Annotated in this window: 21 protein-coding genes; 10 read left to right on the top strand and 11 right to left on the bottom strand. The window is 41.2% G+C overall.

Annotation, left to right across the window (positions count from 1 at the left end; all coding sequences use genetic code 11):
* Positions 1-27: 27 nt before the first annotated feature.
* The gene (locus AN391_RS08915; protein ID WP_055015089.1) at positions 28-1,263 is read left to right on the top strand and encodes a TMEM143 family protein; all 1,236 of its coding nucleotides are present in this window, start codon (positions 28-30) and stop codon (positions 1,261-1,263) included.
* Between the two features lie 63 nt (positions 1,264-1,326).
* Here AN391_RS08915 and AN391_RS08910 read toward each other — a convergent pair whose 3' ends face one another.
* The 5 genes from AN391_RS08910 to AN391_RS08890 all read right to left on the bottom strand — a co-directional run bounded on the left by AN391_RS08910 (position 1,327) and on the right by AN391_RS08890 (position 8,337).
* Complete coding sequence (locus tag AN391_RS08910; RefSeq protein WP_055015088.1) at positions 1,327-4,464, bottom strand: efflux RND transporter permease subunit; 3,138 nt, start codon at positions 4,462-4,464, stop codon at positions 1,327-1,329.
* An 8-nt stretch (positions 4,465-4,472) separates the two neighbouring features.
* On the bottom strand, positions 4,473-5,720 hold the full coding sequence (locus AN391_RS08905; RefSeq protein WP_055015087.1) for an efflux RND transporter periplasmic adaptor subunit: 1,248 nt from the start codon (positions 5,718-5,720) through the stop codon (positions 4,473-4,475).
* Complete coding sequence (locus AN391_RS08900) at positions 5,717-6,979, bottom strand: TolC family protein (protein ID WP_055015086.1); 1,263 nt, start codon at positions 6,977-6,979, stop codon at positions 5,717-5,719. Before AN391_RS08900 ends, AN391_RS08905 begins: the two co-directional genes overlap by 4 nt.
* Before the next feature lie 150 nt (positions 6,980-7,129).
* The gene (locus AN391_RS08895; protein WP_055015085.1) at positions 7,130-7,438 is read right to left on the bottom strand and encodes a hypothetical protein; all 309 of its coding nucleotides are present in this window, start codon (positions 7,436-7,438) and stop codon (positions 7,130-7,132) included.
* An 80-nt stretch (positions 7,439-7,518) separates the two neighbouring features.
* Entirely contained in the window at positions 7,519-8,337 is an 819-nt protein-coding gene (locus AN391_RS08890) for a helix-turn-helix transcriptional regulator (protein ID WP_055015084.1), read from the bottom strand.
* A 111-nt stretch (positions 8,338-8,448) separates the two neighbouring features.
* Here AN391_RS08890 and AN391_RS08885 point away from each other — a divergent pair, with 111 nt between their 5' ends.
* Positions 8,449-11,544 carry a beta-galactosidase gene (locus tag AN391_RS08885; protein ID WP_055015083.1) on the top strand — a complete coding sequence of 1,032 codons (3,096 nt, stop codon included), beginning with the start codon at positions 8,449-8,451 and terminating at the stop codon, positions 11,542-11,544.
* A gap of 69 nt (positions 11,545-11,613) precedes the next feature.
* Here the strand turns inward: AN391_RS08885 and AN391_RS08880 are convergent, their stop codons facing one another.
* Complete coding sequence (locus tag AN391_RS08880; protein WP_055015082.1) at positions 11,614-12,060, bottom strand: DoxX family protein; 447 nt, start codon at positions 12,058-12,060, stop codon at positions 11,614-11,616.
* 277 nt (positions 12,061-12,337) lie between these two features.
* On the opposite strand from AN391_RS08880, the gene AN391_RS08875 reads away from it, so the two are divergent.
* Positions 12,338-13,945, top strand: coding sequence for a diguanylate cyclase (locus AN391_RS08875; RefSeq protein WP_055015081.1), 1,608 nt, complete (start codon positions 12,338-12,340; stop codon positions 13,943-13,945).
* A 25-nt stretch (positions 13,946-13,970) separates the two neighbouring features.
* Here the strand turns inward: AN391_RS08875 and AN391_RS08870 are convergent, their stop codons facing one another.
* Together AN391_RS08870 and AN391_RS08865 are read right to left on the bottom strand one after the other, a co-directional pair.
* Complete coding sequence (locus AN391_RS08870) at positions 13,971-14,756, bottom strand: hypothetical protein (RefSeq protein ID WP_235575981.1); 786 nt, start codon at positions 14,754-14,756, stop codon at positions 13,971-13,973.
* Positions 14,757-14,909: 153 nt separating this feature from the next.
* Positions 14,910-15,329, bottom strand: a complete 420-nt coding sequence (locus AN391_RS08865; protein ID WP_024033213.1) for a VOC family protein — start codon at positions 15,327-15,329, stop codon at positions 14,910-14,912.
* Positions 15,330-15,600: 271 nt separating this feature from the next.
* Here AN391_RS08865 and AN391_RS08860 point away from each other — a divergent pair, with 271 nt between their 5' ends.
* Entirely contained in the window at positions 15,601-15,906 is a 306-nt protein-coding gene (locus AN391_RS08860) for a hypothetical protein (protein WP_055015155.1), read from the top strand.
* On the top strand, positions 15,903-16,286 hold the full coding sequence (locus tag AN391_RS08855; RefSeq protein WP_055015080.1) for a hypothetical protein: 384 nt from the start codon (positions 15,903-15,905) through the stop codon (positions 16,284-16,286). The genes AN391_RS08860 and AN391_RS08855 overlap by 4 nt, the downstream gene beginning before the upstream one ends.
* 1 nt (position 16,287) lies before the next feature.
* Here the strand turns inward: AN391_RS08855 and AN391_RS08850 are convergent, their stop codons facing one another.
* Both AN391_RS08850 and AN391_RS08845 read right to left on the bottom strand, forming a co-directional pair.
* Positions 16,288-17,115, bottom strand: a complete 828-nt coding sequence (locus tag AN391_RS08850) for a sterol desaturase family protein (RefSeq protein WP_055015079.1) — start codon at positions 17,113-17,115, stop codon at positions 16,288-16,290.
* A complete protein-coding gene (locus AN391_RS08845) occupies positions 17,112-17,558 on the bottom strand; it encodes an SRPBCC family protein (protein WP_055015078.1) in 447 nt (148 codons plus the stop codon). The genes AN391_RS08850 and AN391_RS08845 overlap by 4 nt, the downstream gene beginning before the upstream one ends.
* A 97-nt stretch (positions 17,559-17,655) precedes the next feature.
* On the opposite strand from AN391_RS08845, the gene AN391_RS08840 reads away from it, so the two are divergent.
* The 4 genes from AN391_RS08840 (at position 17,656) to AN391_RS08825 (ending at position 21,728) form a co-directional block, all read left to right on the top strand.
* Entirely contained in the window at positions 17,656-18,651 is a 996-nt protein-coding gene (locus AN391_RS08840) for an AraC family transcriptional regulator (protein WP_055015077.1), read from the top strand.
* A gap of 123 nt (positions 18,652-18,774) precedes the next feature.
* Positions 18,775-19,515, top strand: coding sequence for a substrate-binding periplasmic protein (locus AN391_RS08835; RefSeq protein WP_408003232.1), 741 nt, complete (start codon positions 18,775-18,777; stop codon positions 19,513-19,515).
* Between the two features lie 46 nt (positions 19,516-19,561).
* The gene (locus AN391_RS08830; RefSeq protein WP_055015076.1) at positions 19,562-20,512 is read left to right on the top strand and encodes an alpha/beta fold hydrolase; all 951 of its coding nucleotides are present in this window, start codon (positions 19,562-19,564) and stop codon (positions 20,510-20,512) included.
* Between the two features lie 127 nt (positions 20,513-20,639).
* On the top strand, positions 20,640-21,728 hold the full coding sequence (locus AN391_RS08825) for a polysaccharide lyase family 7 protein (protein ID WP_055015075.1): 1,089 nt from the start codon (positions 20,640-20,642) through the stop codon (positions 21,726-21,728).
* Here AN391_RS08825 and AN391_RS08820 read toward each other — a convergent pair.
* Positions 21,718-22,122, bottom strand: coding sequence for an NUDIX hydrolase (locus tag AN391_RS08820; RefSeq protein ID WP_055015074.1), 405 nt, complete (start codon positions 22,120-22,122; stop codon positions 21,718-21,720). The two genes, AN391_RS08825 and AN391_RS08820, sit on opposite strands and share 11 nt — an antisense overlap.
* 184 nt (positions 22,123-22,306) lie before the next feature.
* Here AN391_RS08820 and AN391_RS08815 point away from each other — a divergent pair, with 184 nt between their 5' ends.
* Positions 22,307-24,190, top strand: coding sequence for an AMP-binding protein (locus AN391_RS08815; RefSeq protein WP_055015073.1), 1,884 nt, complete (start codon positions 22,307-22,309; stop codon positions 24,188-24,190).
* Positions 24,191-24,599 lie beyond the last annotated feature (409 nt).

The following is a 24,599-nucleotide window of genomic DNA, read 5'->3' as shown; positions in this document are numbered from 1 at the left end:
AAATACCTACCAAAGCAGTAAAAACTTATGCAAAATGCACGTTTTATTCCCTTTCGAAAACAAGATATTGTTGATATGTGTAGTGATGAGTTGGCCAACGGCTCAGAGCAAACATCGTTTAAACAATTTTGTGATTTATTAGCAAGCCTTATCCATTACGATTATCACGCAACACTTGAGTCGCTTAAAAATAACTACGCCCCTTTTGATCCTAATAGTGACACGCGATCTTTAGCGCCGGTTTCACATGTTCAAAAAGCGCAGTGCCAACGTGATTTTGCAAAAGATTTTGCAAAGGTTTTAAACGCCGCTAACTTTGAAGTGATCACTAATCAAGATTTACAAGATGCATTAAACGAAGAGTCACTATTTAAAGTGCGCCTTGAGGTAGAGTTTGACGACTTTGAAGAAGTGGTTTTTTATCGCCGTGGCGAGTCGCAACTCACTGAAACCATAACCAGCTTTTGGGGCCTTCGTAAAAAAAAGCTGCATTTTACTAATTACGACCGCGTGGCGGTGTTCATTCGTTTTAAAGATAAAGCCCACTTTGAAGCTAATAATAAAATACCTTTAGGGTTTGAACCAAGTTCGACCATAGTAAAGCTGTTTCAAAATGTACCAAAAGCCGACCTTGAAATGCTATTCCCTAATAGCGAAGTACGTATGCGCCCTATTGATAAAGTGATTATTGGCTCATCGGCTTTAATTGGCGGTGCCGTGGTTTTAATTACTAAGCTAGGCGCATCCATTTTATTGTTATTTGCGTTGATTGCTTATTGGGGTGGTTTTAGAAATGAGGCCGTAGAAATGACCCAGCAGCACTTTATTACCTTTGCTATTGGTATGGGGGTATTTGGCAGCTTTATTTTTAAAGAGTGGAGTAAATTTAAAAATCGTAAAATTAAATTTATGAAAGCGCTTAGCGATAACCTTTACTTTAAAAACCTCGATAATAACGCCGGTGTTTTTCATACCCTTATAGACGCCGCTGAAGAAGAAGACATAAAAGAAGCCCTGCTTGCTTATACGTTTTTACTTAAATCTACAAATGGCCTAAGCGCACAAATGCTTGATGAGCAAATAGAGGCGTGGTTTAAAACAAAGTATAAATGCGAACTCGACTTTGAAATTAGCGATGCACTTGCAAAATTGGAGCGTATGCATTTAGTCACGTGCAGTAATGAGGTGTATAACGCAATCAGTTTAGAGCAAGCAAAAACCGTTTTGGATAAGCGCTGGGATAATCTTTTTCAATATAATTAACCTGCATGGTTTACTTAACAACAAAAAAGCAGCTGAAGTTTCAGCTGCTTTTTACGTTATGAACTAAACAGCTTGATGCCTAGTAAACTTTGCATGCACTAACTTATAAAGTGCAGGCAATATTAATAGCGTAAGTAAAGTTGATGAAATAATACCGCCCACCACTACCGTTGCCAATGGCCTTTGTAGCTCAGCGCCAGTGCCAGTATTTAGCGCCATAGGAATAAACCCTAAACTTGCCACTAAAGCGGTCATAAGTACTGGGCGCAGGCGCGAAAGTGCACCTGTTTGTATCGCATCTATTAAACTAAGGCCGTCGGCTCTTAACTGTTTAATAAACGACAGCATAACCACACCATTTAATACTGCTACACCGCTTAGCGCAATAAAGCCAACGCCTGCCGATATTGACAGCGGCATGTCGCGTAACAATAACGCAAGCACGCCACCTGTCAGAGCAAGTGGTACGCCGCTAAATATTATTAACGAATCACGCAGTGAATTAAACGCGCTATAAAGCAAGCCAAATATAAGCAATAGAGTAACCGGCACCACTAGCGATAAACGCTTACTTGCCGATTCTAACTGCTCAAACGTGCCGCCATATTCAATCCAATAACCACTTGGTAAATTAAGTTCTGAATTTAAAGCTGTTTGTGCATCGCTTACAAAGCTTGCTAAATCACGCCCTTCTACGTTTGCAGTGACTACAACGTTACGCTTACCGCTTTCACGATTTACTTGATTAGGCCCTTTATCAATACTAATTGTTGCTACTTCGCCAAGCGGAACAAACGCAAGGTCGGGATTAGCACTTTTTGGCACAGCCACAGGCAAACGAGCCAGCTGTGTTACATCGCTAGACCAACGCTCATCTAAACGCACTAATAACGAAAAACGTTTATCACCTTCGTAAATAAGCCCAGTTTGTACACCGCCTACTGCAGCACTTACACTTTGCTGTATATGGGTTACGGTTAAGCCTAACAGCGCCATATGGTCGCGAAGCGGCGTAACCGAAAGCGTAGGCAAGCCTTCCATTTGCTCAAGGCGTACATCAGTTGCACCCGTAATGCTTCGCACAAGCGTTGTAGCTTTTTCCCCGTACTGTTTTAATGTTGATAAGTCATCACCATAAATACGTACTGCTACATCGGCCCGCACGCCTGCTATTAGCTCGTTAAAGCGCATTTCTATTGGTTGCGTAAACTCATAGTTATTACCAGGCACTTCATTTACTAAATGGCGAATTTGCTTAACCAGTTCTTCTTTAGGTAAAGCAGGATTAGGCCATTGTTCGCGTGGCTTTAACATTAAGAATGTATCGGCAACGTTAGGTGGCATAGGATCGTTTGCGACATCGGGCGTACCAATTTTTGAAAATACCTTTTCAACTTCAGGTATGTCTAAAATGGCTTGCCCTAACTCTTTTTGCATTTTTACCGATTGCTCAATGCCGGTGCCGGTAATGCGCAGTGCATGCATAGCAATATCGCCCTCATCAAGCTGTGGTAAAAATTCAGCACCCATATTTTTCACTTTAAAGCCAAGTGTAATTACAAGCACAGCAGCAATGCTTAGCATTACCCACGGTAACTTAAGCGATAAGCCAAGTAACGGTTTATAGCCTTTTTTAATACCGCGCATAACCGTATTTTCGCTCTCACTCACTTTACCGCGTACAAATACCGCAATAGCGGCAGGTACAAAGGTTACTGCAAAAATAAGTGCGCCAACTAATGCTGCAACCACTGTAAACGCCATTGGCTGAAACATTTTGCCCTCAACACCACTTAATGCAAATAGCGGTAAATACACCAGCATAATAATTAAAATGCCAAATACTGCTGGACTGAACACTTCTTTAGTGGCGGCGGTTACCACACTTAAACGCTCATTTAATGTAAGTAGCCTGCCATGTTTGTGCTGCGCAAGGCCAAGTTGCCTTAAACAGTTTTCAACCACAATTACAGCACCATCAACAATTAAACCAAAGTCGATTGCGCCTAAACTCATTAAATTACCCGACACGCGATTGCCAACCATACCGGTAATGGCAAATAACATACTAAGCGGAATAACCATTGCCGTAATAAGCGCACCGGTTACGTTACCCAGTAATAGCAGTAAAATAACAATGACTAACACTGCGCCTTCAAACAAATTGGTTTTTACGGTTTCGATGGTTTTATCTACAAGGCTTGTACGGTCATATACAGGCTCAACCACTACACCTGCTGGTAAGCTAAATTGTACATCTTTGAGTTTATTGGCCATGGCTTTTGCCACTACACGACTGTTTTCGCCAATAAGCATCATAGCGGTGCCAAGTACAGTTTCTTGGCCATTATAAGTGGCAGCCCCTGTTCTAAGCTCTTTGCCTAAACGGACGCTAGCAACATCCTTTATGCGTACAGGCGCATCATCACGCTTTGCAACCACGGTGTTGGCTATGTCATCAATGGTTTTTAACTGTCCTGGCGAGCGTACTAAGTATTGCCCATCAAAACGCTCAATAAACCCTGCGCCTTGGTTACTATTATTTAATTTAAGTGCTGTAATTACATCGCTAAGCGTAAGCTTATAAGCCAGTAGCTTTTCAGGTATTGGCGCTACTTGGTATTGGCGTTCAAAGCCGCCTTGGCTGTTTATTTCGGTAACACCTTTTACTTTTAAAAGCTGCGGGCGAATAACCCAATCTTGCAAAGTACGTAAATCTTCTGCGTTAAATGGCGTGCCATCGTCTTTGAGCGCACCTTTATTTGCATGCACAGAATAAGTAAAAATTTCCCCAAGGCCGCTCGCAATTGGCCCTAAGTTTGGCTCAATATTGGCAGGCAAGTCTGAGCGAATACTTTGAATGCGCTCTGATATTTGCTGGCGCGCCCAGTAAATATCGGTACCTTCGTTAAAAATAACAGTTACTTGCGAAAGCCCATAACGCGAAATCGAGCGGGTGTAATCAAGCTTGGGTATACCTGCCATTGCGGTTTCAATTAAATAGGTTATACGCTGCTCTGCTTCAAGCGGGGTAAACCCGGGTGCTTTAGTGTTAATTTGCACTTGCACATTAGTTATATCAGGTACGGCATCCACCGCTAAATTTTGGGTGTTATATACGCCAAAGCCTGCAAATAAAAGCGTGAGCGCAAGCACCATCATGCGGCGTTTAACCGCAAACGAAACTATCCAGTTAATCATGCTGCCTCCTAATGTGAATGGCTTGCGCCGCTTTTTAATATATCAGCTTTAATTACATAACTGTTTTGCGTTACATACTCACTGTTTGACGACAGCCCCTCAAGTACCTCTACCCACTCGCTGTTTTTAGCACCAAGTTTTACAGGGCGTACTTCAAACACATTGCCGCTTTTAATAAACACACTCGGTTTACCGTTAAACTCTTGCACAGCAGTAGCCTTTACTCGCACTGCAGCATTTACATTTGCGATACTAACGTCGCTATTTACGTGCATGCCTGGGCGCCAATGGCCGTCAGGATTTTTAAGCGCAATACGCGCACGTGCAATATGTCCGCCCGTCATCATAGGCGCGATAAAAAACACCTCACCTTGTGCGTGTAAATGATGATGTAGGTCGTATACTTTGGCGCTTTGTCCTATGGCAAGTTTTTCAATATTTTCAGGAAACGCCGACAGCTCAACCCATACCGTTTCAAGATTGACTATTTGCATTAACGCGCTACTAGCAAGCTCACCACGCTTTAAATATTGCTCGGTAACAACGCCTGTCATTGGGCTTTTTATGATGTAATTTTGCAGTGTTTCACGGTTGGTAATGCTTGCGAGTTTATCGCCTTTTTTAACGTGTTGACCAATGCTTACAAATATATCGTTAACTAAACCTATGTAAGGCGCCATTACTTCAACGCTGCCTTGCGCAGTGGGTGCTATAACACCAAATAAAGTATCGGTTAGTTCAACGCTACCCGCTTTTGCAATCTCGGTTTTAATACCAGCACGTTCAATTGCTGCCTCGCTTAGGGTTGTACGCCCCTCTTCTTGCTCATAGTGGTAGTTAATTTTTTGCCCTTTATAACTTGCCATTACATCAAGCTTAAACGAGTGCGGCTCATTCACGCTTACGGTACTGACCAAATAGTCATCTTCGGCTTTAAAGCGAATAAGCTGTGGTTTTTCACTTAAACGCTGTACGTTTATGGTTACGTCCAACTGATTTATATCCACAGCATCTTCGTTATCATACCCGTATACTCGTAGCTCGGTATTACCAGCAAACTGAGTTAATTTAAGCTCTAAATCAAGCGCGTTATTGGTGAGTAAAAACCCGCCATGAGGGCCTTTTACTTGGTGTTCATCTTCATGGCCTTCTTCATGACCTTCTGCGTGATGATTAGCCGACGCCATAGCCGTGCTACTTAATAATGGGAATGCAAAAAATTGCGTAACTAATAATGCGATAAGTGTTTTGTTCATGATTGATGAGTCTCAATTAAAGATTGGCCAGTTAAGCGCTCAAGAGTAAGTAGTACTTGATATAGTTCGCTATGGGTGTTGATAAGAGCGCGTTTAGAATCAAATAAAGCTTGCTGCGCGTCTAGCAATTGCAATACCGATATTTGCCCTTGTTGATAGCTCTTTAAGCTTTGTTCTATAAGCTTTTGCGCTTGAGGAATAACGTGCTGCGCTAAAAGTTGTGCCTGCTCAGTTTTACCTTGGTAGTACGCATACAGCGTGCGTATTTGTTGGCGCAACTGTATACGCAATTGCCCTTGTTGCTCATTAAGTAAGGTAAGTTGATGCTGCGCCGCCTCAATATTACCGCTATTAGAATTGCTTAATTGCAGCGGTATTGAAAACGAAAACACAAACGAGCTGGCGTCAGCTTGCTGGTTATAACGCACACCGCCGCCTAGCGTTAAATCACTTTGACCCGTAGATTTTTGCAGTGCCAAGTTGGCAGTTTGTTGCACATATTGTTGTTGTAACAATGCAAACTCAGGGGCACTATTAACCGCATCAAGCAGTGCTTGCTCGCTTTTAAGAGGGGCAATGAAACTTAAATCACCTGCATAATAATCGCTATATACCTGTTTTTGCCAAAGCTCATTAAGCGCTAAACGGGCACGCTCAAATTCACTTTTTAACATGAGCATATTTAGATCTACTTGGCTTAATGCATAGCGCATACGAGTTACATCAGCACTTGAGGCAGCACCTGCTTTAGCACGCTTTTCAATTGCGTTAAGCGCCTGCTCAACAGTGTGTTTACGCTCACTGTTTAACGTAATTAACGCCTGAAATTTTAGTACTTGGTAATAACGCTCAGCGGTGGTGGCTAAAAGTGCTAACCGAGTGTTTTTATACTCAATTGTTTGCGCTTTAATATTTGCAGTAGCGTAATTAATACGGTTTTGGCGTTTGTCGCCCAGCTCTATTAATTGGCTTAAAGCCAGTGTGTACTGCGCCCCCGAAAAGGCATTAAAGCTGTGAGTTCCTAAAAAATTTTCAGCTTCAAAACTCAGCTCAGGGTTTGGCGAAAGCGCAGCTTGGTTTTTAAGCGCTGTTAATATTTTTTGATGGTACGGGTAACGTTTAAGCAGGGCATTTTGCTGCTCGGTATTTTTAAGCGCTTGTTGTAGCGTTAATACGTTTTGAGGCGCTTTTTTTGCCAAAACGTTATGAACTGGTAGTGCGCACAGTAGCGCCACCAGCATTAGTGTTTTTTTATTCATATAGCAGGTCCGTTTTTAACAAACAGAGTTGGCTTAATCACAGTGCTTGCTTTAATAACAAGCGCAATCAAGCAACCTAAATATGCACACAACTAGCCTAACAACGCTTATGCGCAGACTGTAATGTACAAAAGTATTTAAAGTTAGAATCTAGCTATAAAAATTGGGTGGCGGAACATCTGGTGGGTAATTTAAACCATTGTAACAGGCAGTATTTGTGGCTTGGCTTTGCTCAGGACTTATAGAATGATTTATTGTACTGTAGTAGCCACAGTGGCAGTGCTGATGGGCATGAATTTCAGTAGGTGATTGCGCATCATCGTCATTGGTATCGCTATGAGCGTGAATATGCGTGGCATGATCTACTTCTTCTTGTAAATGATACGCAGCAGCGTCACAGCTAATAAAGCTATGCACAAGCACTAAAAGTATCACAACTAAAAAGTAGTTTGAGCGCATTACCTACCTAAAACTATAAAATGCAATTTAAGAAAGCGCACAATACATTAAATTTATTCAAATGTAGAGAGCCGCTCACGTTATTTTCTAAATTCGCTTGGTGATACACCCACTGATTTTTTAAACCGTTTAGAAAAATTAAATATATTAGGATACCCTACATAAGCGGCAATATGAGCAACTGGCCAGCGGGTATTTAGTAGTAAGCTTTTAGCTCGTTTAATACGTAAATAAATTAGCTGCTGCATTGGGCTTTTGCCATATTGTGCTTGGCATAACCTATGTAAATGCGGCGCTGAGTAATGCACGTGTTCGCACATAGCCTCTATTGTCCAATCAAACTGTAAGCGTTCTTCTATCTCTAAAAACAAGCTGGTTAACCTGTTTTGCCCGCCTATTTGCGCTTCGCTTTGCAACGTAGTGTTTAAATAATGGCTTAAAATAGGCATAACGCCTTCACGTAAAGTAGCGCTTTTCTCACTGTATAAAAGCTCCATAGCTAAATGCAATGACTCTAATTTTTGTTCATAAAGTACAAGCGCCTCAGTCAAATTTAAGTGCTTCCAACGATGAGTATTTGCAAGGTTTAACCAAATAACATCCCAATGCGGAGCATCAATTTTCACTTCAAAGCCTTGCTTAGCAGGTAACACAATCAGCGTATTTTCTGTCAACGTATATTTGTTATGTTCTGTTGTAAGCTTTCCTTGGCCTGACAATGTATAAAACAGGGTGTGCTCTAAAGGCGATGAGCGCGCAACACAATATCGCCCCGATAAATTAGAACACCCTGCTAGTGTTATGTGCAGATCTGGGGCTTGAGCGAGCGCCGCTACATCAATAAACCGCTCTGTACACTCGGGGCCAATATCAAGTACATCTACAATGGTGTTGCGCATAATTTAAATGATAGTTTTGGATAAATACAAGAGAGCTTTAAGCATAACCTCAATGCATTATTTTAGCTATATTTAAGCCACTACAATTGCCACACATGCAATAGGACACAAATGAACTCACTTCAGCACATAATTAACCGTCGCGATTGGGAAAATCCAATTTCGGTGCAAGTTAATCAAGTAAAAGCGCACAGCCCACTTAATGGTTTTAAAACGGTTGAGCATGCCCTTACAAACACGCAATCACAAAAGCAAAATTTAAACGGTCAGTGGGATTTTAAATTATTTGATAAACCCGAAGCGGTTGATGAGTCATTGCTAAGTGAAACACTCGCCAACGGCTGGCAACGTATTCCAGTGCCTTCTAACTGGCAATTACATGGCTTTGATAAACCTATTTATTGTAATGTTAAATACCCCTTTGCCGTAAACCCGCCATTTGTACCAAGCGATAACCCAACAGGTTGCTACCGCACTGAGTTTACTATTACGGAAGATCAATTAGCGCAGCGTAATCATATTATTTTTGAAGGCGTAAACTCGGCGTTTCACCTATGGTGTAATGGCCAATGGGTGGGCTACTCGCAAGATAGCCGCTTACCCAGTGAATTTGATTTAAGCGATTTACTAGTTGCAGGCACTAACCGCATTGCGGTTATGGTAATTCGTTGGAGCGATGGCAGTTACCTAGAAGATCAAGACATGTGGTGGCTAAGCGGTATATTCCGCGATGTTAATTTACTTACTAAACCCCAGCACCAAATACGCGATGTATTTATAACCCCCGATTTAGACGCCTGTTATCGCGATGCAACACTACATATAAAAACGGCAATAGATGCGCCAAATAACTACCAAGTAGCCGTACAGGTTTTTGATGGTGAACAAGCACTGTGTGAGCCGCAAATCCAAAGCACTAACAATAAACGTGTTGATGAAAAAGGCGGCTGGAGCGATGTTGTATTTCAAACAATTGATATACAAAACCCTAAAAAATGGACCGCTGAAACCCCTTATTTATACCGCTGTGTTGTAAGCCTGTTAGATGAACAAGGCAACACCGTAGAGGCTGAAGCCTACAACATTGGCTTTAGAAAAGTAGAAATGCTGAACGGGCAGCTTTGCTTAAACGGCAAACCGCTGCTTATTCGCGGTGTTAATCGCCATGAACACCACCCTGAAAACGGCCACACAGTTAGCACCGCCAACATGATTGAAGATATTAAGCTGATGAAGCAAAATAACTTTAATGCTGTACGTACTGCTCACTACCCTAACCACCCGCGTTTTTACGAGCTGTGTGACGAACTAGGTTTATACGTAGTAGACGAAGCAAACATAGAAACCCATGGCATGTTTCCTATGGGTAGGCTTGCCAGCGATCCGCAATGGGCTGGTGCATTTATGTCGCGCTATACACAAATGGTTGAGCGCGATAAAAACCACGCCTCTATTATTATTTGGTCATTGGGTAACGAATGCGGGCACGGCGCAAATCACGATGCTATGTATGGCTGGTCAAAAAGCTTTGACCCGTCGCGCCCAGTGCAATACGAAGGTGGCGGCGCAAATACCACCGCAACCGATATTATCTGCCCCATGTATGCCCGTGTAGATACGCATGTTGCCGATGACGCCGTACCTAAATACTCTATTAAAAAGTGGTTAAGCCTTCCAGGTGAAACGCGCCCACTCATTTTATGTGAGTACGCCCATGCAATGGGTAACAGCCTAGGTAGCTTTGACGATTACTGGCAAGCATTTAGAGAGTACCCGCGTTTGCAAGGTGGCTTTATTTGGGATTGGGTAGACCAAGGTTTATCTAAAACCGATGAAAACGGAGAGCATTACTGGGCCTACGGCGGCGATTTTGGTGATGAACAAAACGACCGCCAATTTTGTATTAACGGCTTATTATTTCCAGATCGCACGCCGCATCCAAGCTTGTTTGAAGCTAAATACAGCCAGCAGCATTTACAATTTACGCTGCGTGAGCAAGCTAAAAACCAATACAGCATTGATGTATTTAGCGATTATGTATTTAGACACACAGATAACGAAAAGCTGGTTTGGCAGTTAATAGAAAATGGGCGATGTATAGAGCAAGGCGAGCAAGTTATTAATATTGCTCCACAAAGCACGCAAACAATCACTGTTAATACAAAAACGGTGTTTAAAGCCGGTGCGCAATATCACCTTAATTTAGATGTAGCATTGATTAACGACTCAAGCTTTGCAAGTGCCGAGCATGTATTAAACACCGAGCAATTTAAGCTTATAAATAGCCAAAGTTTAAACGCTGATACATTTAAGCCCACTTTTGTAGCCTCAGCACATGGTGCTCTAAATATTAGCGAAACTAACACACAGCTTAGTATTGAAGGCGATAGCTTTAAACTAGTGTTTAATAGTCAAACAGGCCTTATTGAGCAATGGCTACACAATAAAACCCCAGTTATTAAAAGCCCATTAGTTGATAATTTTTACCGCGCAGCGCTTGATAACGACATAGGCGTAAGCGAAGTAGACAACTTAGACCCTAACGCATGGGAAGCGCGCTGGCTAAGAGCGGGTCTTGGCCAGTGGCAGCGTACATGTCACTTGTTTGAAGTTGTGCAATCAAAAGTAGATATACGTATTACCTGTGTATTTAGTTATGGATTTAATGGCGCAGTACAAGCAAAAACTACATGGCTTTATACGCTTAATAATACAGGTGCAATTAACTTAAATGTTGATGTGCAACTAAACGATGCTTTGCCGCCCATGCCGCGTATAGGGTTAAGCACAACGCTTAATAAACAAAGCGATACTCTAGTAGATTGGCTTGGTTTAGGCCCATTTGAAAACTACCCAGATCGCAAAGCAGCTGCGCGTTTAGGTTATTACAGCTTATGCTTAAATGAGCTACATACACCGTATATATTCCCAACCGATAACGGCGTACGTAGTGATTGCCAATTACTAAGCGTTAATAATTTAACCGTAACTGGTGCGTTTTTATTTGCGGCCAGTGAGTACTCACAAAATATGTTATCGCAAGCAAAGCACACTAATGAGCTAGTAGCTGATGATTGCTTACATATCCATATTGATCATCAACATATGGGTGTTGGCGGCGATGATTCGTGGAGCCCTAGTACCCATAAAGAATATTTACTTGAGCAAAAGCAGTACAACTACTCTTTAACTTTTTTGACTAAATAATATAACCCTCAACTCAAACAAAAATAGCGGCTAAATTAGCCGCTATTTTTTAACTATAAATTCCTGGAGCTATTTATCAGCTAGCTTTTTAGCAATAACACTATCAACCGAAAAGCTACCAGCCCCTTGTACAGCAAGCGCAGCAGTTACAACTAATAAAGTAAGTGCGTATTCGTAACCATTGTTAGCCATAAATAAACCATTGTTAATGTGTACACTAAATATAGCAATCAACATTGTAAACGCCGTAACTATGGCTGCTGGGCGTGTTAATAAACCAAGTGCTAATGCAATACCGCCAAAAAATTCAGCGCTGCCTGCCATTAAAGCCAACCAGTATCCAGGCTCTAAGCCAATACTTGCCATCCACTGCCCTGTGCCTTCAAGGCCGTAACCGCCAAACCAAGCAAATAATTTTTGCGCGCCGTGCGCTGCTAAAATTAAACCCACTGGTACACGTAAAATAAGTGCTGCTGCGCCTGCTTTAGAGTTTAATATTTTTTGTAGTAGTGTCATGCGTTTTATCCTGTGTAAATTTATAAGGTGTTAGTTTTGCTAACCGATGAACACAGTTTACTATCATCATTTAAAAACATTAATATCGATATTATTGGTTAATTATAAACACTACGTTTAAAGTTGAGTTGTTGAGCGTGTTATTTTGTACATAGAGCACTTACACATGTAAGAGTGATTTTAATCGCGCAGTTTTAAACCTTATTAAACAGTAAACTAATAGCTAAATAGTGCGGCTCTGCTAGTATAAAAAAGTAGTAAAAAATTGGATCCGCTTATGAGCTATGAAAGTAATAGATTGACTTTTTTCCCACCTAAAAATAAAGAAGCGTTCTTTTTTATTTTTATTCTTTTGCTCGCATTATTTATTACTTTTGATTCTCATGCTGCCGATGTATGCAAAATAAAGCACTTAAATTCATCCACGCCGGCCTCTGTGCTAAAGGTAAATACTCCTTCTGAACTGACAGCTCAGCGCGGTGTTAATCAATACCAAATTAATTGCTCACTTGAAAACGCTGGCGTACTCAGTTTTTTGCGCCCAGGACTTGATAGCTTTACTTGGCGGCAAAAAAATACGATAAAAGCGCCATTAAAATCAGGCCAAGTCGCCTATTTAATGGACTCAGGTACCTTTACAGCCACAATAACATTAGAGTCAAAGCTTAATTACACACCGCGATTTAAATGGCAACACACCCATACTTATTTTGAAAAAACGCAGCAACATTCGCTGATTATGGGATCATTTTATGGGCTATGCATAACGCTTATTTTTTATGTATTAATAATGGGGCACAGGCTTAACGAAAGTGTATTTAAGCTCTACAGCATTTATATTTTTTGTATTGGCAGCTTTATTTTATTACAAGAAGGGCAACTGTATTTATTTGTAACACAGCATGTATCTGGCGTTATTTTTAATTTATATCTGCTCAGTATTGGTTTAACTGTGCTAAGTGCCACATGGTTTATGCTCGCTTTGCTAGAAACAAACAAACGCTGGCCTAAATTAACTAAGTTACTCAAAGCATTAGCCTGTGCTGTCATGCTAAGTGCAGTACTTAAAATGCTATTTACGAACCTGTTTTTTTGGACAATAGCAGGGTATGTAATGTCTTATTGTTCACTCTTTATTGTGGCTGTTATTTTTACACTGGCAGCTATGCAAGCTCTCAAGGGGGTACGTGAAGCAACACTCGTTTTTGTAGCGCTTAGCCTTGTGTTAGTCAGTATGATCTTTAGGGTGCTGCTTATTAACCAAAGCCCGTTTATGCAGCGTTATGGGTTTGTGTTAGCATTTGCGGTTGAATCATTTTTGTTAGCCGTTGCGGTATCAAGGCGTATTAGCCGAATGCGAATCGCACAAAAGCGCGCCGAGACCGAAGCCGACTACGACCCTCTTTGTAGTATTTTAAACCGCAGAGGCTGGGCTAAAAAATCATCTTCGCTTATAGATTTACACACTAAAAAAGGCGGTGTATTGTGCTTAATGTATATAGATTTAGATGACTTTAAACAAATAAATGACACCTACGGCCACGCCGTAGGTGACGATGCTTTATGCAAAGTCGCCACTTGCTTAAAAAGTAGTGTTCGCAGCAACGATGCTGTAGGGCGTTTAGGCGGTGATGAATTTGTAGTGCTAGCGCACTTTTATAAAAATGCGCAGGTAAGCCCTAAAACTCATCATTTAAAAACCACCTTAAATAGGCTCACAATAAATCACAACAACGACCCTATTGCCATTAAAGCCAGCGTGGGAACCGCCGTATTTAGTGAACCGCCCCACTCTATTGATGAAATTTTAAAAGCGGGCGACACTGCCATGTACCATGAAAAGTTACAACGAAAAGTTAAGCCACTCACATTAGTAGATGGCTAATTTTAAGCGATATAGCTTATTACTATTAAACCGTAACCGGCTTTGCAAATTGTTTACGGTTTACATAGTGACTCATAATAATGGTAAACAAAGTTGAGCACACTGCAGCCGCAGCGTATACCTGCCAAATCACAAATTCAAACTTAAGCGCCAGTGCAATTACAGCAAAAAAAACGCAACCACCTAACGAGCCAATAATGCCACCGTTAAGCACCTTATACGCTGAGTATTTTTTATTACTAGCATGCGCAATACTGCCCATTACCGCTAATATCACCGGGAAGGTAGATAGCAAGCCACTCCACATAGCGCCTATGTTTGCTGATAAAAACGTAACTAAAACAATAAAGCAACTGACCAATAGCATTTTTACAGGCAGCTCCCAGGCCGCGATAAAAGGTTTAGCATCGGGCGCAAACTTTAACTTACTTGAGGCCAGCGCAAGCACCCATAATGTTCCTAGCGAAAGCAGCGATGCAAAGGCAATACTCACCGGGAATAACAAGGTAAATGCACTAAAAGTACACCACAGTATTAATGCAGCAAACAGCGCTTTAACGACCCCATATTTTGCAAGCATGGCGGCATAACAAAAACAAAATAAGCCAATACCGCTCATGCCATACAGCGACGCAACAGCTGAATTACTCGCAAATAGCTTACCTTGCTCAAGCGCAATGAAATAACTAATAGGGCCTGATGTGATAGGTAACCCAGGAATAATACCACTTACAAAGCTGCCAAAGCGTTTTTGGGCATAGTGAATAAAAAATAAAAGTATCGGCGCAAAGGTGAGTTTTAACAGCAACATAAACAACCATAAAGTATGAGAGTTGCGTGTTAGTCTACGTTTTAAAGTCCGTACTGTAGAGTGAATAAATATCACTCATACGGTGTAATTATTTTCACCTATAGGTACAAAAAAGGCCACTACAAAAGTGGCCTTTTTTTAAATAAATATTGCTTATGCTTTTTTAAATAAAACCTCAGGGTTTACCATGGTTTTCATTTCAAGCACGTTGCCGTTTGGATCTTCGATAAAAAAGGTTTCTTGTTCAAACTCATCACCAACAAAACGACGATAAGGTTTGTCTAGGTATTCAAGCCCCGCATCTTCTATACGTTTTTTTAAACCGTTAAATTCGTCTTCTGATAAGTGAATACCAAAATGCGGTACCGCCACAGCCCCCATATCTACATCATGGCGCACAGTGGGTAGGCGCTCTTCGCTTTGGTGTAATGTGAGCTCATTACCCCAAAAGTCTATGTCTACCCAGCGCCCTTCTTCGCTGTTCCCTGTTTTACAGCCAAGCACATCACAGTAAAACGTTTTAGCCACTTTTAGATCGCCCGCGGGTATAGCCAAGTGCAAACAGTTAGACATAAATTACCTTTAATCTTTTAAATTTGTATATTAATAACCTCTATTATACATAAAATATAATTTATGAAACATTAACAGCCAAAAATAAGCATAGTTAATACCACCAAAGCTTAAAAAATAGTCTTAATAACAATTAACGCTAGCTCCCACATTTTATTTATTAGAGATAGTTAGAAAGCGTAAAAGGATTAGTTTAAAATGCGCCACTATGATTAAATTCTTATTTTTAAAGTTTATAACTTTCTTTTTAGGCTTTGTTGCCTGCTTTGCCATGCACACTACTTTTGCTCTGCCTTTAGTTATTTCGGCGGCGCTAACGGGGCTTATTGGCTCGTTTATTCCTTTTCCTGCGCGTTATAAAAACCACCCTTATGCGGCTATTTACGCAGGTAGCTTTGCCGGCATGTGCTCTACGCACTTGATTACAAGTTATTGGGAGATAGCCATAATTTCAGTTATTGGCGCCAGTTTATATGTGCTTACCATAAATATGTTTACCGGATTTGGCGGTAAGCTTGGCAGTGTTGCCTTTGCAAGCGTGGCTTTATTTATGTTGGCTAAAGGAGTGGTTTTATGAATTTAGAATACCCATTTATAGCCTTATTAGGTGCATTTTTAACGTTTTACTTAGCCAAACATAATCGTTTTGACGGCATACGAGCCTCGGCGTCGCTTTCTATTATTGCTTATTTACTATTAACTGCTTTAAACCTAAACCCTGACTTATACTCAGTCGTATTTTTTGGCGGCACATTTATAGGCATGAGTGCCCCACATAGGTTTGGTATTTATACCGTTACCAGCTCATCTATTTTATTTTCGTTTTTATTTGAATACCTAGTCCCAAAGCTTGATGGTTATGGCGGTGCGCTAGGGGTAAGTGCGTTTTTATCTATTTGTATTTGCCATATGTTTATTTTACTCGGCGCGCCAAGAAGTAAAAAGCCACTTGGCTAAATCACTCGTTTTTAACTTTAACACTACTAGTTGGGTAGCCAAATAGCACTTTGCATTTAGCTTTTAACCCTTTCGCCGTATAGGTACTTCTTAATAAATGAGCCCACTGATGAAACGTTATTATTAGTGGGTTATTGCTATTTAGCTGCCCTACGATGCCGTATTTACAGGGCTGATTTTTGGCTTCTTCTACAAATGTGCCAAATAATTTATCCCAAATAATAAGCACACCGGCAAAGTTTTTATCAAGGTAATGCTTATTAATTGCATGATGAACCCTGTGGTGCGATGGCGTATTAAATACGCTTTCAAACCAGCCTAACTTGCCTACGATTTGCGTATGCACAAAAAATTGATACGCCAAATTAAGGGCCACTACGCTAAATACGGTTAAAGGGTCAAAGCCAAGCAGTATCATAGGCAGCCAAAATACCCACATGCCGGCTACTGGGTACATTATGCTTTGCCTAAATGCAGTGGTAAAATTCATTTTAGTGGAGCTGTGGTGCACCACATGGGCCGCCCACAACCAATGAATATGGTGCGATGCACGATGAAACCAATAGTACAAAAAATCTTGCAGCAAAAATGCAAAAGCAACACTTAATACACTTAGCTTTATATCAAATAAGCGGTATTCGTAAAGCATATAAAAAAATGGCATAAGTAGCAGCAATGCTATTGCATCCGCGCCTTGGTGCAGCAAGGCTAAAACAGTGTTTGCTAGGCTATCTTTTATATTGTAATAGCGCTTAAATTTTCCAAATTCAAAGCACACAAATACTAAAAACACAGGACTTAGGGCAAGTAAAATAATTTCTGAGTTCATACTTTGCCCGCCATAAAGTAATACTGCAGTTTAATTAATGCCTGGGTTATATCTTTACTAATTAGGTGTTTTAGCAAAGCATTTGGCAGCCACCACGGCGCTTTACAGCGTATACAATAAGTAAGCTCGGTAGTGCTACTTTTAGCGCCTGTATTAGCAACTAAATAAATATCACCTTGATGGTGTGCCACAGGCTTATCACCGATTATTTGATAGCAAATATGGCTGGGGTTAGCCATTATTATACGCTCATTAAACGTGGCATTTGCCATTTTTACTTGCCTAATGGCGCCTTTACCACCTTTTAGCTCACCACTATTTTGTGTTTGTATTAGCTCAAACTTGGCATTAAAAAAACGATCTAACTGCTGATGATCCAACAAGGTGGTTATTATTTGCAAAGGTTCTGCATTAAGCGTTTGTTTTATTGATATAAAGATCATTGGTTACAGCGAAGATAATTACTCATGTAACTAGCATATAAAAATTGAACATGGCAAGCTTGCTCATACACGACCATTTTTTAGCTTTAGACGACAAATGCATACACTGGCTGATCATTACTTTTCAAGCATTTTAGATTACTTGCAAACCCAAGGCATTGATTCTAATACAGCTCTTAATGCCATCGGGTTTACTGAATTTAGTCGCCAGCGTAGTCAGCAACTAGCACCGCGTATTAGCTTACAAAGTTACAATGCGTTGCTTGTGTACGGCCAAAAAGTGCTAAACGATCCGCTGTTTGGTTTTACTTTAGGTATGCACATTCGCCCCGCAGATTACGGTATATTGGGCTATTTAATAGAATCGAGCAATACCCTAAGTAGCGCTATAAAGGCACTGTTAAATTACGACAGCTTAGTGGCAGATATTGGTAAAGCGCAGTTTTTGCAAACTGCAGACACCGCCACGGTTCGCTGGCATGCCCATCCTCATTGTAATGAACAAGTTGTACTACGAAACATGAGTGCTTGGGTAAGCGTTATTCGCCAGTTAATAAACGCATCGCTTTGTCCAAGCAGTATCAGCTTTATACATAATTGGCCTAAAAGGCACACACAACAGTTAGAAGAATGGTTTAAATGCCCCGTTATAAGCGGTGAAGCGCACAATCAAATAAATTTTCCGAGCAATTATTTAAAGCTTGCCTTTAAAACCGACAACGCCATTGTAAATGCTACATTTAAGCAGCTTTCACAGCAGCAGTTATCGCACTTTAAAAGCCATCAAAGCCTTGTAGAAAAAGTTAAACAAATACTTTCTACTAAAACAACGCTACAAAATTGCCAGCTTATGAGTGTTGCAAGCACATTAAACGTAACACCGCGCACGCTACAACGTCATTTAAAAAAACAACATGTAACCTTTGCGCAATTGCTCGAACAAGAAAGAAAAAACCGCTCCCACACGTTAATTGGCACGCTCCCACTTAGCGAACTCGCTAACCTGTTAGGCTTTAAAGATCAAAGCTCGTTTAATCGCGCCTTTTTACGTTGGCACTATTGCACACCCACACAGTTTATAAAAAGTAAATAATCGGCATAGCCACTCACAATAAATAAACATTAATGGTATACCTTTTAATCAACACTCTTTAAACTAGAGCACATAATAATAAAAATGTGGGTTATATTTGTGCGTGTTGTTATAAGTATTTGTATGTTTATGCTTTATAGCGTTATGTGCAACGCACAGACCATTACCTTTATCGCAGAAGACCTGCCGCCTTATCATTTTATAAATGAAAATAACCAACCTGACGGCGCATTAATCGATTTAGCCAAAGCCACCATTAAACACACAAAGCTATCCGCCAAGTTTGAAATAATCCCGATGGCGCGTATTTTTACAATGCTTAAAAACAACCCAAATGCAATAGCGTTGTCTCTTTTGAAAACCCCCATTAGGGCAAGCCAATACACCTGGTTAGGTGAATCATACTTCGCTGATGCGTATTTAGTTAGTTTAAAAAACCGTACCGACGAAGTTACCCACCTCAACCACGCAAAATTTTACCAAGTAGCCACCATACGTGGCTATTCTAGTGCAAACTATTTAAAGAATGCCGGTTTTGTTGAAGGTGAAAACCTAGTTCTTGTAAGCTACTATCAACAACTATGGCAAATGCTTTATAAAAAACGCATCGATTTTGTATTAACCAACACACTTACGTTAAAAAACGAGCTAAAGCACTCAGGCCTAAATCCCAATTTAATAACTAAGCGAATTCATTTAACTGACTACCCTTCAAAATTATATTTTAGTGCCAACAAAACCTTAGATAAACAGACCGCAAGCGCTATTAGCCATGCACTTAACACGCTAAAAGAAAACGGTGAATACCAAGCTATTTTAACCAAGTGGCAGCTACCGCTTCCGGCTACTGCCAACAAGTTGTAATAAACAGGGTCTATAATTTTAGCAACGTAAACATTGCTAGTTGGCTATGCGATTAATTAAAACACCTCAGGGTATAAAACTCAGTTACCAAGACGAAGGCGATAAAAAAGCCCCCGCAATCATACTTATTATGGGTTTAGGCGCACAAATGACCGTGTGGCCAGACTCGCTTTACTACACCTTAGTAAAAAAAGGCTTTAGGGTTATACGCTTTGATAACCGCGATACTGGCCTATCTACCCATTTAGAGCATCACCCTAGCCCGAGTTTATTTAAATCGTGGTTAAGTAAACGCCTGCCCATACGCACGCAAACGCCCTATTTACTTGATGATATGGCAAACGATGTATTGGCGCTTATGGCGGCGCTTAAAATAAAAAAAGCGCATTTTGTAGGTGCTTCTATGGGCGGTATGATTGCTCAGCTAATTGCAGCTCAACATAAAAAAAAGGTGCTAAGTTTAACCACGATTATGTCAAGCTCTAGCCTGCCAAGGCTGAGTGCCAAAAGCATTGGCCTATTTATAAAGCTTGCCAAATTAAAGCCCAAAACATCCAGCCGTGATGAGGCAATAAACTACAACATTAAACTTAACAAACTTATTGGCAGCCCCGCTTACCCTCAATCAGAAGACGCACTTCGCCATCATGCAACGCAAATTGTAGAACGCGCGCATAATCCAAATGGCTACAAACGCCAACTGATTGCTATGGCCGCGAGTAAAGATAGACAACATTTAATTCGTAAAATTAAAACGCCCACTTTAGTAATTCATGGCAGCGACGATGTGGTAATACCCGTAAGTGCAGGCAAAAAAACGGCAAGCCTTATAAAAAAAGCCAAGTTAAGAGTAGTTCCGGGGATGGGTCATAACTTTGCGCCAGAACTTATGCCCCTTATGACAAAGTGCATAGTTAAACATGTAAAAAAAGCGCAGCGCAAACACCTAAATAAAAAACGTAAAAAACAAAATCAACAAAAAACCACATTGGTATAACCAAAATAGCACCATAAAAATTACACAAATACAAAATTGGTAATGTTGATATTTTAAATTGGTATGTTAGATTAAAGTTAAGCGACGTTAATATCGTTCATTTTAAAATCATCACACAGAGACAACAATGAAAAATCTAACATCTACTTTTAAACTCACAGCACTGGCTGCTGTTACCCCTTTGTTATTTATGGGCTGTGCCAGTACTACTACACCTGTTGATAGTAATGTCGCAGTACCTGCGTCAAAATTTGATTTATCACAATGGAAAATTAACGTTCCTGTCGATCTTAATAACGATGGAAAAATAGATACAATCGATGTTGAAGAGATTCAAACCTACGCACACCCTGATTTTTTCTACCTTGATGATCAAGGCTATATGGTATTTACCTCGCCAAATAAAGCGCTTACTAGCGCCAACTCAACCAATACCCGCAGTGAGTTAAGACAAATGATCCGCGGCACAAATACCAAAATAAAAACTAAAAATTCAAAAAATAACTTTGCCTTAGCTGTACACCCGCTATCGGAGCGTTTTGGCTCGGTAGGCGGGAAAATGGAAGCCACCCTAAAGGTTGATCATGTTGCACTTCGCGCTAACGATCCTAATAAAAAAGCCGCTTATTCTGTGGTAGTAGGGCAAATTCACGCAGGTAAGGATCAAGCCCTAATAGATACAAAACTGGGTTTTGGCTGGGGTAACGAACCGCTTAAAATTTATTATAAAAAATGGCCTGGCCATAAAACCGGATCTGTTTTTTGGAACTACGAACGTAACTTACCAAAAAAAGATCCTAACCGTACCGACATTACATACCCTGTTTGGGGTAACACGTGGGAAAACCCAAACGATCCCGGTGTGGCGGGCATCGCGCTTGGCGAAGACTTTAGCTACACAGTAAACGTACATAAAAACGTGATGTACTTAACCTTTAGCGCACAAGGCAAAAAAGACGTTAACTACGCAATTAACTTGGGCAATAACATAGATGCCTATGGCAAAGTAGATGAAAAAGATCACCCCAATGGCTATGCTGCCGATTGGCATTACTTTAAAGCGGGTGCTTATAACCAATGTAGCACCAAAAGTGCTAAAGGTATTTGGTACCCAGGTTGTTTAGGCACTGGCGATTGGGCCACCGACAAACAAAATGGTGATTATGCCCAAGTGAGCTTTAAAAAATTAGTATTAAGCCCGTCAACTAAGCCGTAAGGGTTGTTGTCGTTAAGTAGTTTTTAAGTGATGTAAACAGTGGCGATGGTAAATTATTAATATCGCACCAACGCCACTGCATACATTTATTTGGCTCGTTTAGCACAGGTTCGCCGCCTTCGTAATCGGCTTTTACGTATAAAGTAATGTAGTGTTTATTGTCAGCACTAAAAATATCGTTAGTAAAATCAAGCTTAGTAATTTTACTCACATTTAGCCCTGTTTCTTCAAATACCTCGCGTATTGCGCATTGCTCAACACTTTCGCCAAACTCTAAATGCCCGCCAGGCGTTGCCCATGTATTTGCACCATGTGCACCTATTCGCTCACCTAATAAAATAGTGTTTTGGCGCATAATAATAACCGCCACGCCTACTCGTACTGTGTTACTCATAAATTATTTTCACTTATTTTAATTGCTCGCCATGCTGAGCTACACGCTTTGTATTGTCAATTTTGTATTTTTAACCCCAAATTGTTGATTAACTTTTAGCCGACCATAGTCGAATACCTATCGGTTAAAAAAAAGCCTACATTTTGTAAGGTCTCTCACACACATTTAGTATTAGGAGCCCATGATGTTAGGCCCATATAAACAACAATACGAAAGCTTTAAACAAAACCCAGCACAATTTTGGCTTGAACAAGCAAAGCGCCTACCTTGGTATAAAAAGCCTGAACACGCCTACACACAAGACACTGACGGCCTTTACCATTGGTTTGATGATGGCCAACTAAACACCTGTTTTTTAGCGCTCGACCAACACGTTATTGCCGGCTTTGGCGAGCAAACCGCGCTTATTTACGACTCCCCCGTTACCAACACGCAGCAAAAGTATAGCTACTACCAGCTACAGCAAGAGGTAGCTAAATTTGCCGGTGTAATGCAATCGTTAGGCGTTAGTAAAGGCGACCGTGTTGTTATTTATATGCCCATGATCCCCCAAGCTGTAATTGGCATGCTGGCCTGCGCCCGATTAGGTGCTATACATTCTGTGGTATTTGGCGGCTTTGCAGCACATGAACTTGCCATACGCATTGACGATGCAAAGCCTAAACTCATACTAAGCGCTTCGTGCGGTGTAGAGATAGATAGCGTAATAGAATATAAACCGCTGATTGATCACGCCATAGCTCTTGCCAATCATAAAATAGATCACTGCGTTATTTACCAACGCGAACAAGTAGCTGCCACGCTTATTCCCTTAAGGGATATTAACTGGGATGAAGCAATGCAAACAGCCACTGCAGTGGAGCCAGTGCCTGTAAGTGGCAGTGATCCACTTTATATTTTATATACATCAGGCACCACAGGTACGCCCAAAGGCGTAGTACGCGAAAACGGCGGCCATGGCGTTGCTATGCACTACAGCATGGAAACCGTTTACGGTATGCAGCCCGGCGACGTGTTTTGGGCTGCCTCAGACATAGGCTGGGTAGTTGGGCATTCATACATAGTGTATGCCCCGCTAATTTATCGCTGTACAACAATATTATACGAAGGCAAACCAGTTCGCACACCTGATGCCAGTGCATTTTGGCGTGTAGTAGAGCAGTACCAAGTAAATGCATTATTTACAGCGCCCACCGCCTTTAGAGCCATTAAAAAAGAAGACCCAAATGCAGAGGGCTTTAAACAATACAACACCCGTAGTTTAAAGCGCATATTTTTAGCAGGCGAGCGGCTCGACCCGCCAACGTATAGCTGGCTTAAAGAAAAAACAAAGCTGCCCATACTCGATCATTGGTGGCAAACAGAAACTGGCTGGGCTATAGCATGTAACCCCGTAGGCATAGAAGAATTAGTAACAAAACCAGGTAGCTCAACCGTGCCAACCCCAGGATTTGATGTGCAAATATTGAATATGCAAGGCAAGCAATGCGCACCAAACGAGCAAGGCGTGGTGGCTATAAAATTGCCGCTGCCGCCAGGTTGCTTACCCACCATTTGGCAAAACACAGCGCGCTTTAAAACCGGTTATTTGACTCAGTACCCGGGGTATTATCTTTCCGGCGATGGTGGTTACATAGATGATGATGGTTACCTATTTATAATGGGCCGCACAGACGATGTTATAAACGTAGCAGGCCATAGGCTTTCAACTGGCGAAATGGAAGAAATAGTCGCATCCCACCCTGCCGTTGCAGAGTGCGCGGTGTTTGGGGTTACCGATACACTAAAAGGCCAATTACCGATGGCCATGATCGTACTTAAAAACGACTTTACCGGCTCCCCTACCGATGTAGAGCAAGCGCTTGTGCAAACAGTACGCAACCAAATAGGCGCTATAGCGTGCCTTAAAACGATAGTAAGCGTAGAGCGATTACCAAAAACTCGTTCAGGTAAAATACTACGCAAAAATTTACGTCAACTGGTCGATGGCGACGAACTACAAATTCCTTCAACCATAGACGATGCCGGCATTTTTGAAGAAATAAACCAGCAGCTCACCCTGCGTTAAATCCAACCTAACAAAGCCATTTTATATTTATATAAAGTGGCTTTTACTGAAATTTATTCCTTACTTGTACTTTCTTACTTAATACTAGGGTCTGTTGATCTTTTAAGGTTAAATTTGCAGCTGTCTGTTTGGTATTTAGGCAAGGCAGAGCCTATATAGTGTGGTTGTTCCCCACAAATAGGCGATAACGTAGCATTAATGCCAAACAGGCGCTGCCCAAAGGGTTCTTCCTAGGGGCTATTTACTCTTTGTTGCCTACATGGATGTAGGTAAAGGGCGTGAGCAGGACGCGGAAGCTTTGCTCGGCTTTTACTTATTCCTACATGGATGTAAGTCATTAGAATAACGCAGGAGCAGTTATCGAGCCCACTAGGTTACAAACCTCGCGCCGCGATTAAATAGCCCCTAG

The sequence above is a fragment of the Pseudoalteromonas sp. P1-13-1a genome (genome assembly GCF_001401875.1).
Taxonomy (GTDB): Bacteria; Pseudomonadota; Gammaproteobacteria; order Enterobacterales; family Alteromonadaceae; genus Pseudoalteromonas.
The sequence above is the reverse complement of the archived record's forward strand: the minus strand, read 5'-3'. Positions and strand labels throughout refer to the sequence as shown.

Excerpts from the sequence above, each read along its gene's own strand:
- AN391_RS08860 (WP_055015155.1), top strand. The coding sequence starts at position 15,601 with ATGCACACTACTTTTGCTCTGCCTTTAGTTATTTCGGCGGCGCTAACG.
- AN391_RS08880 (WP_055015082.1), bottom strand. The coding sequence starts at position 12,060 with ATGACACTACTACAAAAAATATTAAACTCTAAAGCAGGCGCAGCAGCA.
- AN391_RS08895 (WP_055015085.1), bottom strand. The coding sequence starts at position 7,438 with ATGCGCTCAAACTACTTTTTAGTTGTGATACTTTTAGTGCTTGTGCAT.
- AN391_RS08900 (WP_055015086.1), bottom strand. The coding sequence starts at position 6,979 with ATGAATAAAAAAACACTAATGCTGGTGGCGCTACTGTGCGCACTACCA.
- AN391_RS08865 (WP_024033213.1), bottom strand. The coding sequence starts at position 15,329 with ATGTCTAACTGTTTGCACTTGGCTATACCCGCGGGCGATCTAAAAGTG.
- AN391_RS08850 (WP_055015079.1), bottom strand. The coding sequence starts at position 17,115 with ATGAACTCAGAAATTATTTTACTTGCCCTAAGTCCTGTGTTTTTAGTA.
- AN391_RS08820 (WP_055015074.1), bottom strand. The coding sequence starts at position 22,122 with ATGAGTAACACAGTACGAGTAGGCGTGGCGGTTATTATTATGCGCCAA.
- AN391_RS08890 (WP_055015084.1), bottom strand. The coding sequence starts at position 8,337 with ATGCGCAACACCATTGTAGATGTACTTGATATTGGCCCCGAGTGTACA.
- AN391_RS08815 (WP_055015073.1), top strand. The coding sequence starts at position 22,307 with ATGTTAGGCCCATATAAACAACAATACGAAAGCTTTAAACAAAACCCA.
- AN391_RS08905 (WP_055015087.1), bottom strand. The coding sequence starts at position 5,720 with ATGAACAAAACACTTATCGCATTATTAGTTACGCAATTTTTTGCATTC.
- AN391_RS08825 (WP_055015075.1), top strand. The coding sequence starts at position 20,640 with ATGAAAAATCTAACATCTACTTTTAAACTCACAGCACTGGCTGCTGTT.
- AN391_RS08910 (WP_055015088.1), bottom strand. The coding sequence starts at position 4,464 with ATGATTAACTGGATAGTTTCGTTTGCGGTTAAACGCCGCATGATGGTG.
- AN391_RS08840 (WP_055015077.1), top strand. The coding sequence starts at position 17,656 with ATGCATACACTGGCTGATCATTACTTTTCAAGCATTTTAGATTACTTG.
- AN391_RS08855 (WP_055015080.1), top strand. The coding sequence starts at position 15,903 with ATGAATTTAGAATACCCATTTATAGCCTTATTAGGTGCATTTTTAACG.
- AN391_RS08875 (WP_055015081.1), top strand. The coding sequence starts at position 12,338 with ATGAGCTATGAAAGTAATAGATTGACTTTTTTCCCACCTAAAAATAAA.
- AN391_RS08915 (WP_055015089.1), top strand. The coding sequence starts at position 28 with ATGCAAAATGCACGTTTTATTCCCTTTCGAAAACAAGATATTGTTGAT.
- AN391_RS08885 (WP_055015083.1), top strand. The coding sequence starts at position 8,449 with ATGAACTCACTTCAGCACATAATTAACCGTCGCGATTGGGAAAATCCA.
- AN391_RS08845 (WP_055015078.1), bottom strand. The coding sequence starts at position 17,558 with ATGATCTTTATATCAATAAAACAAACGCTTAATGCAGAACCTTTGCAA.
- AN391_RS08835 (WP_408003232.1), top strand. The coding sequence starts at position 18,775 with ATGTTTATGCTTTATAGCGTTATGTGCAACGCACAGACCATTACCTTT.
- AN391_RS08830 (WP_055015076.1), top strand. The coding sequence starts at position 19,562 with ATGCGATTAATTAAAACACCTCAGGGTATAAAACTCAGTTACCAAGAC.
- AN391_RS08870 (WP_235575981.1), bottom strand. The coding sequence starts at position 14,756 with ATGTTGCTGTTAAAACTCACCTTTGCGCCGATACTTTTATTTTTTATT.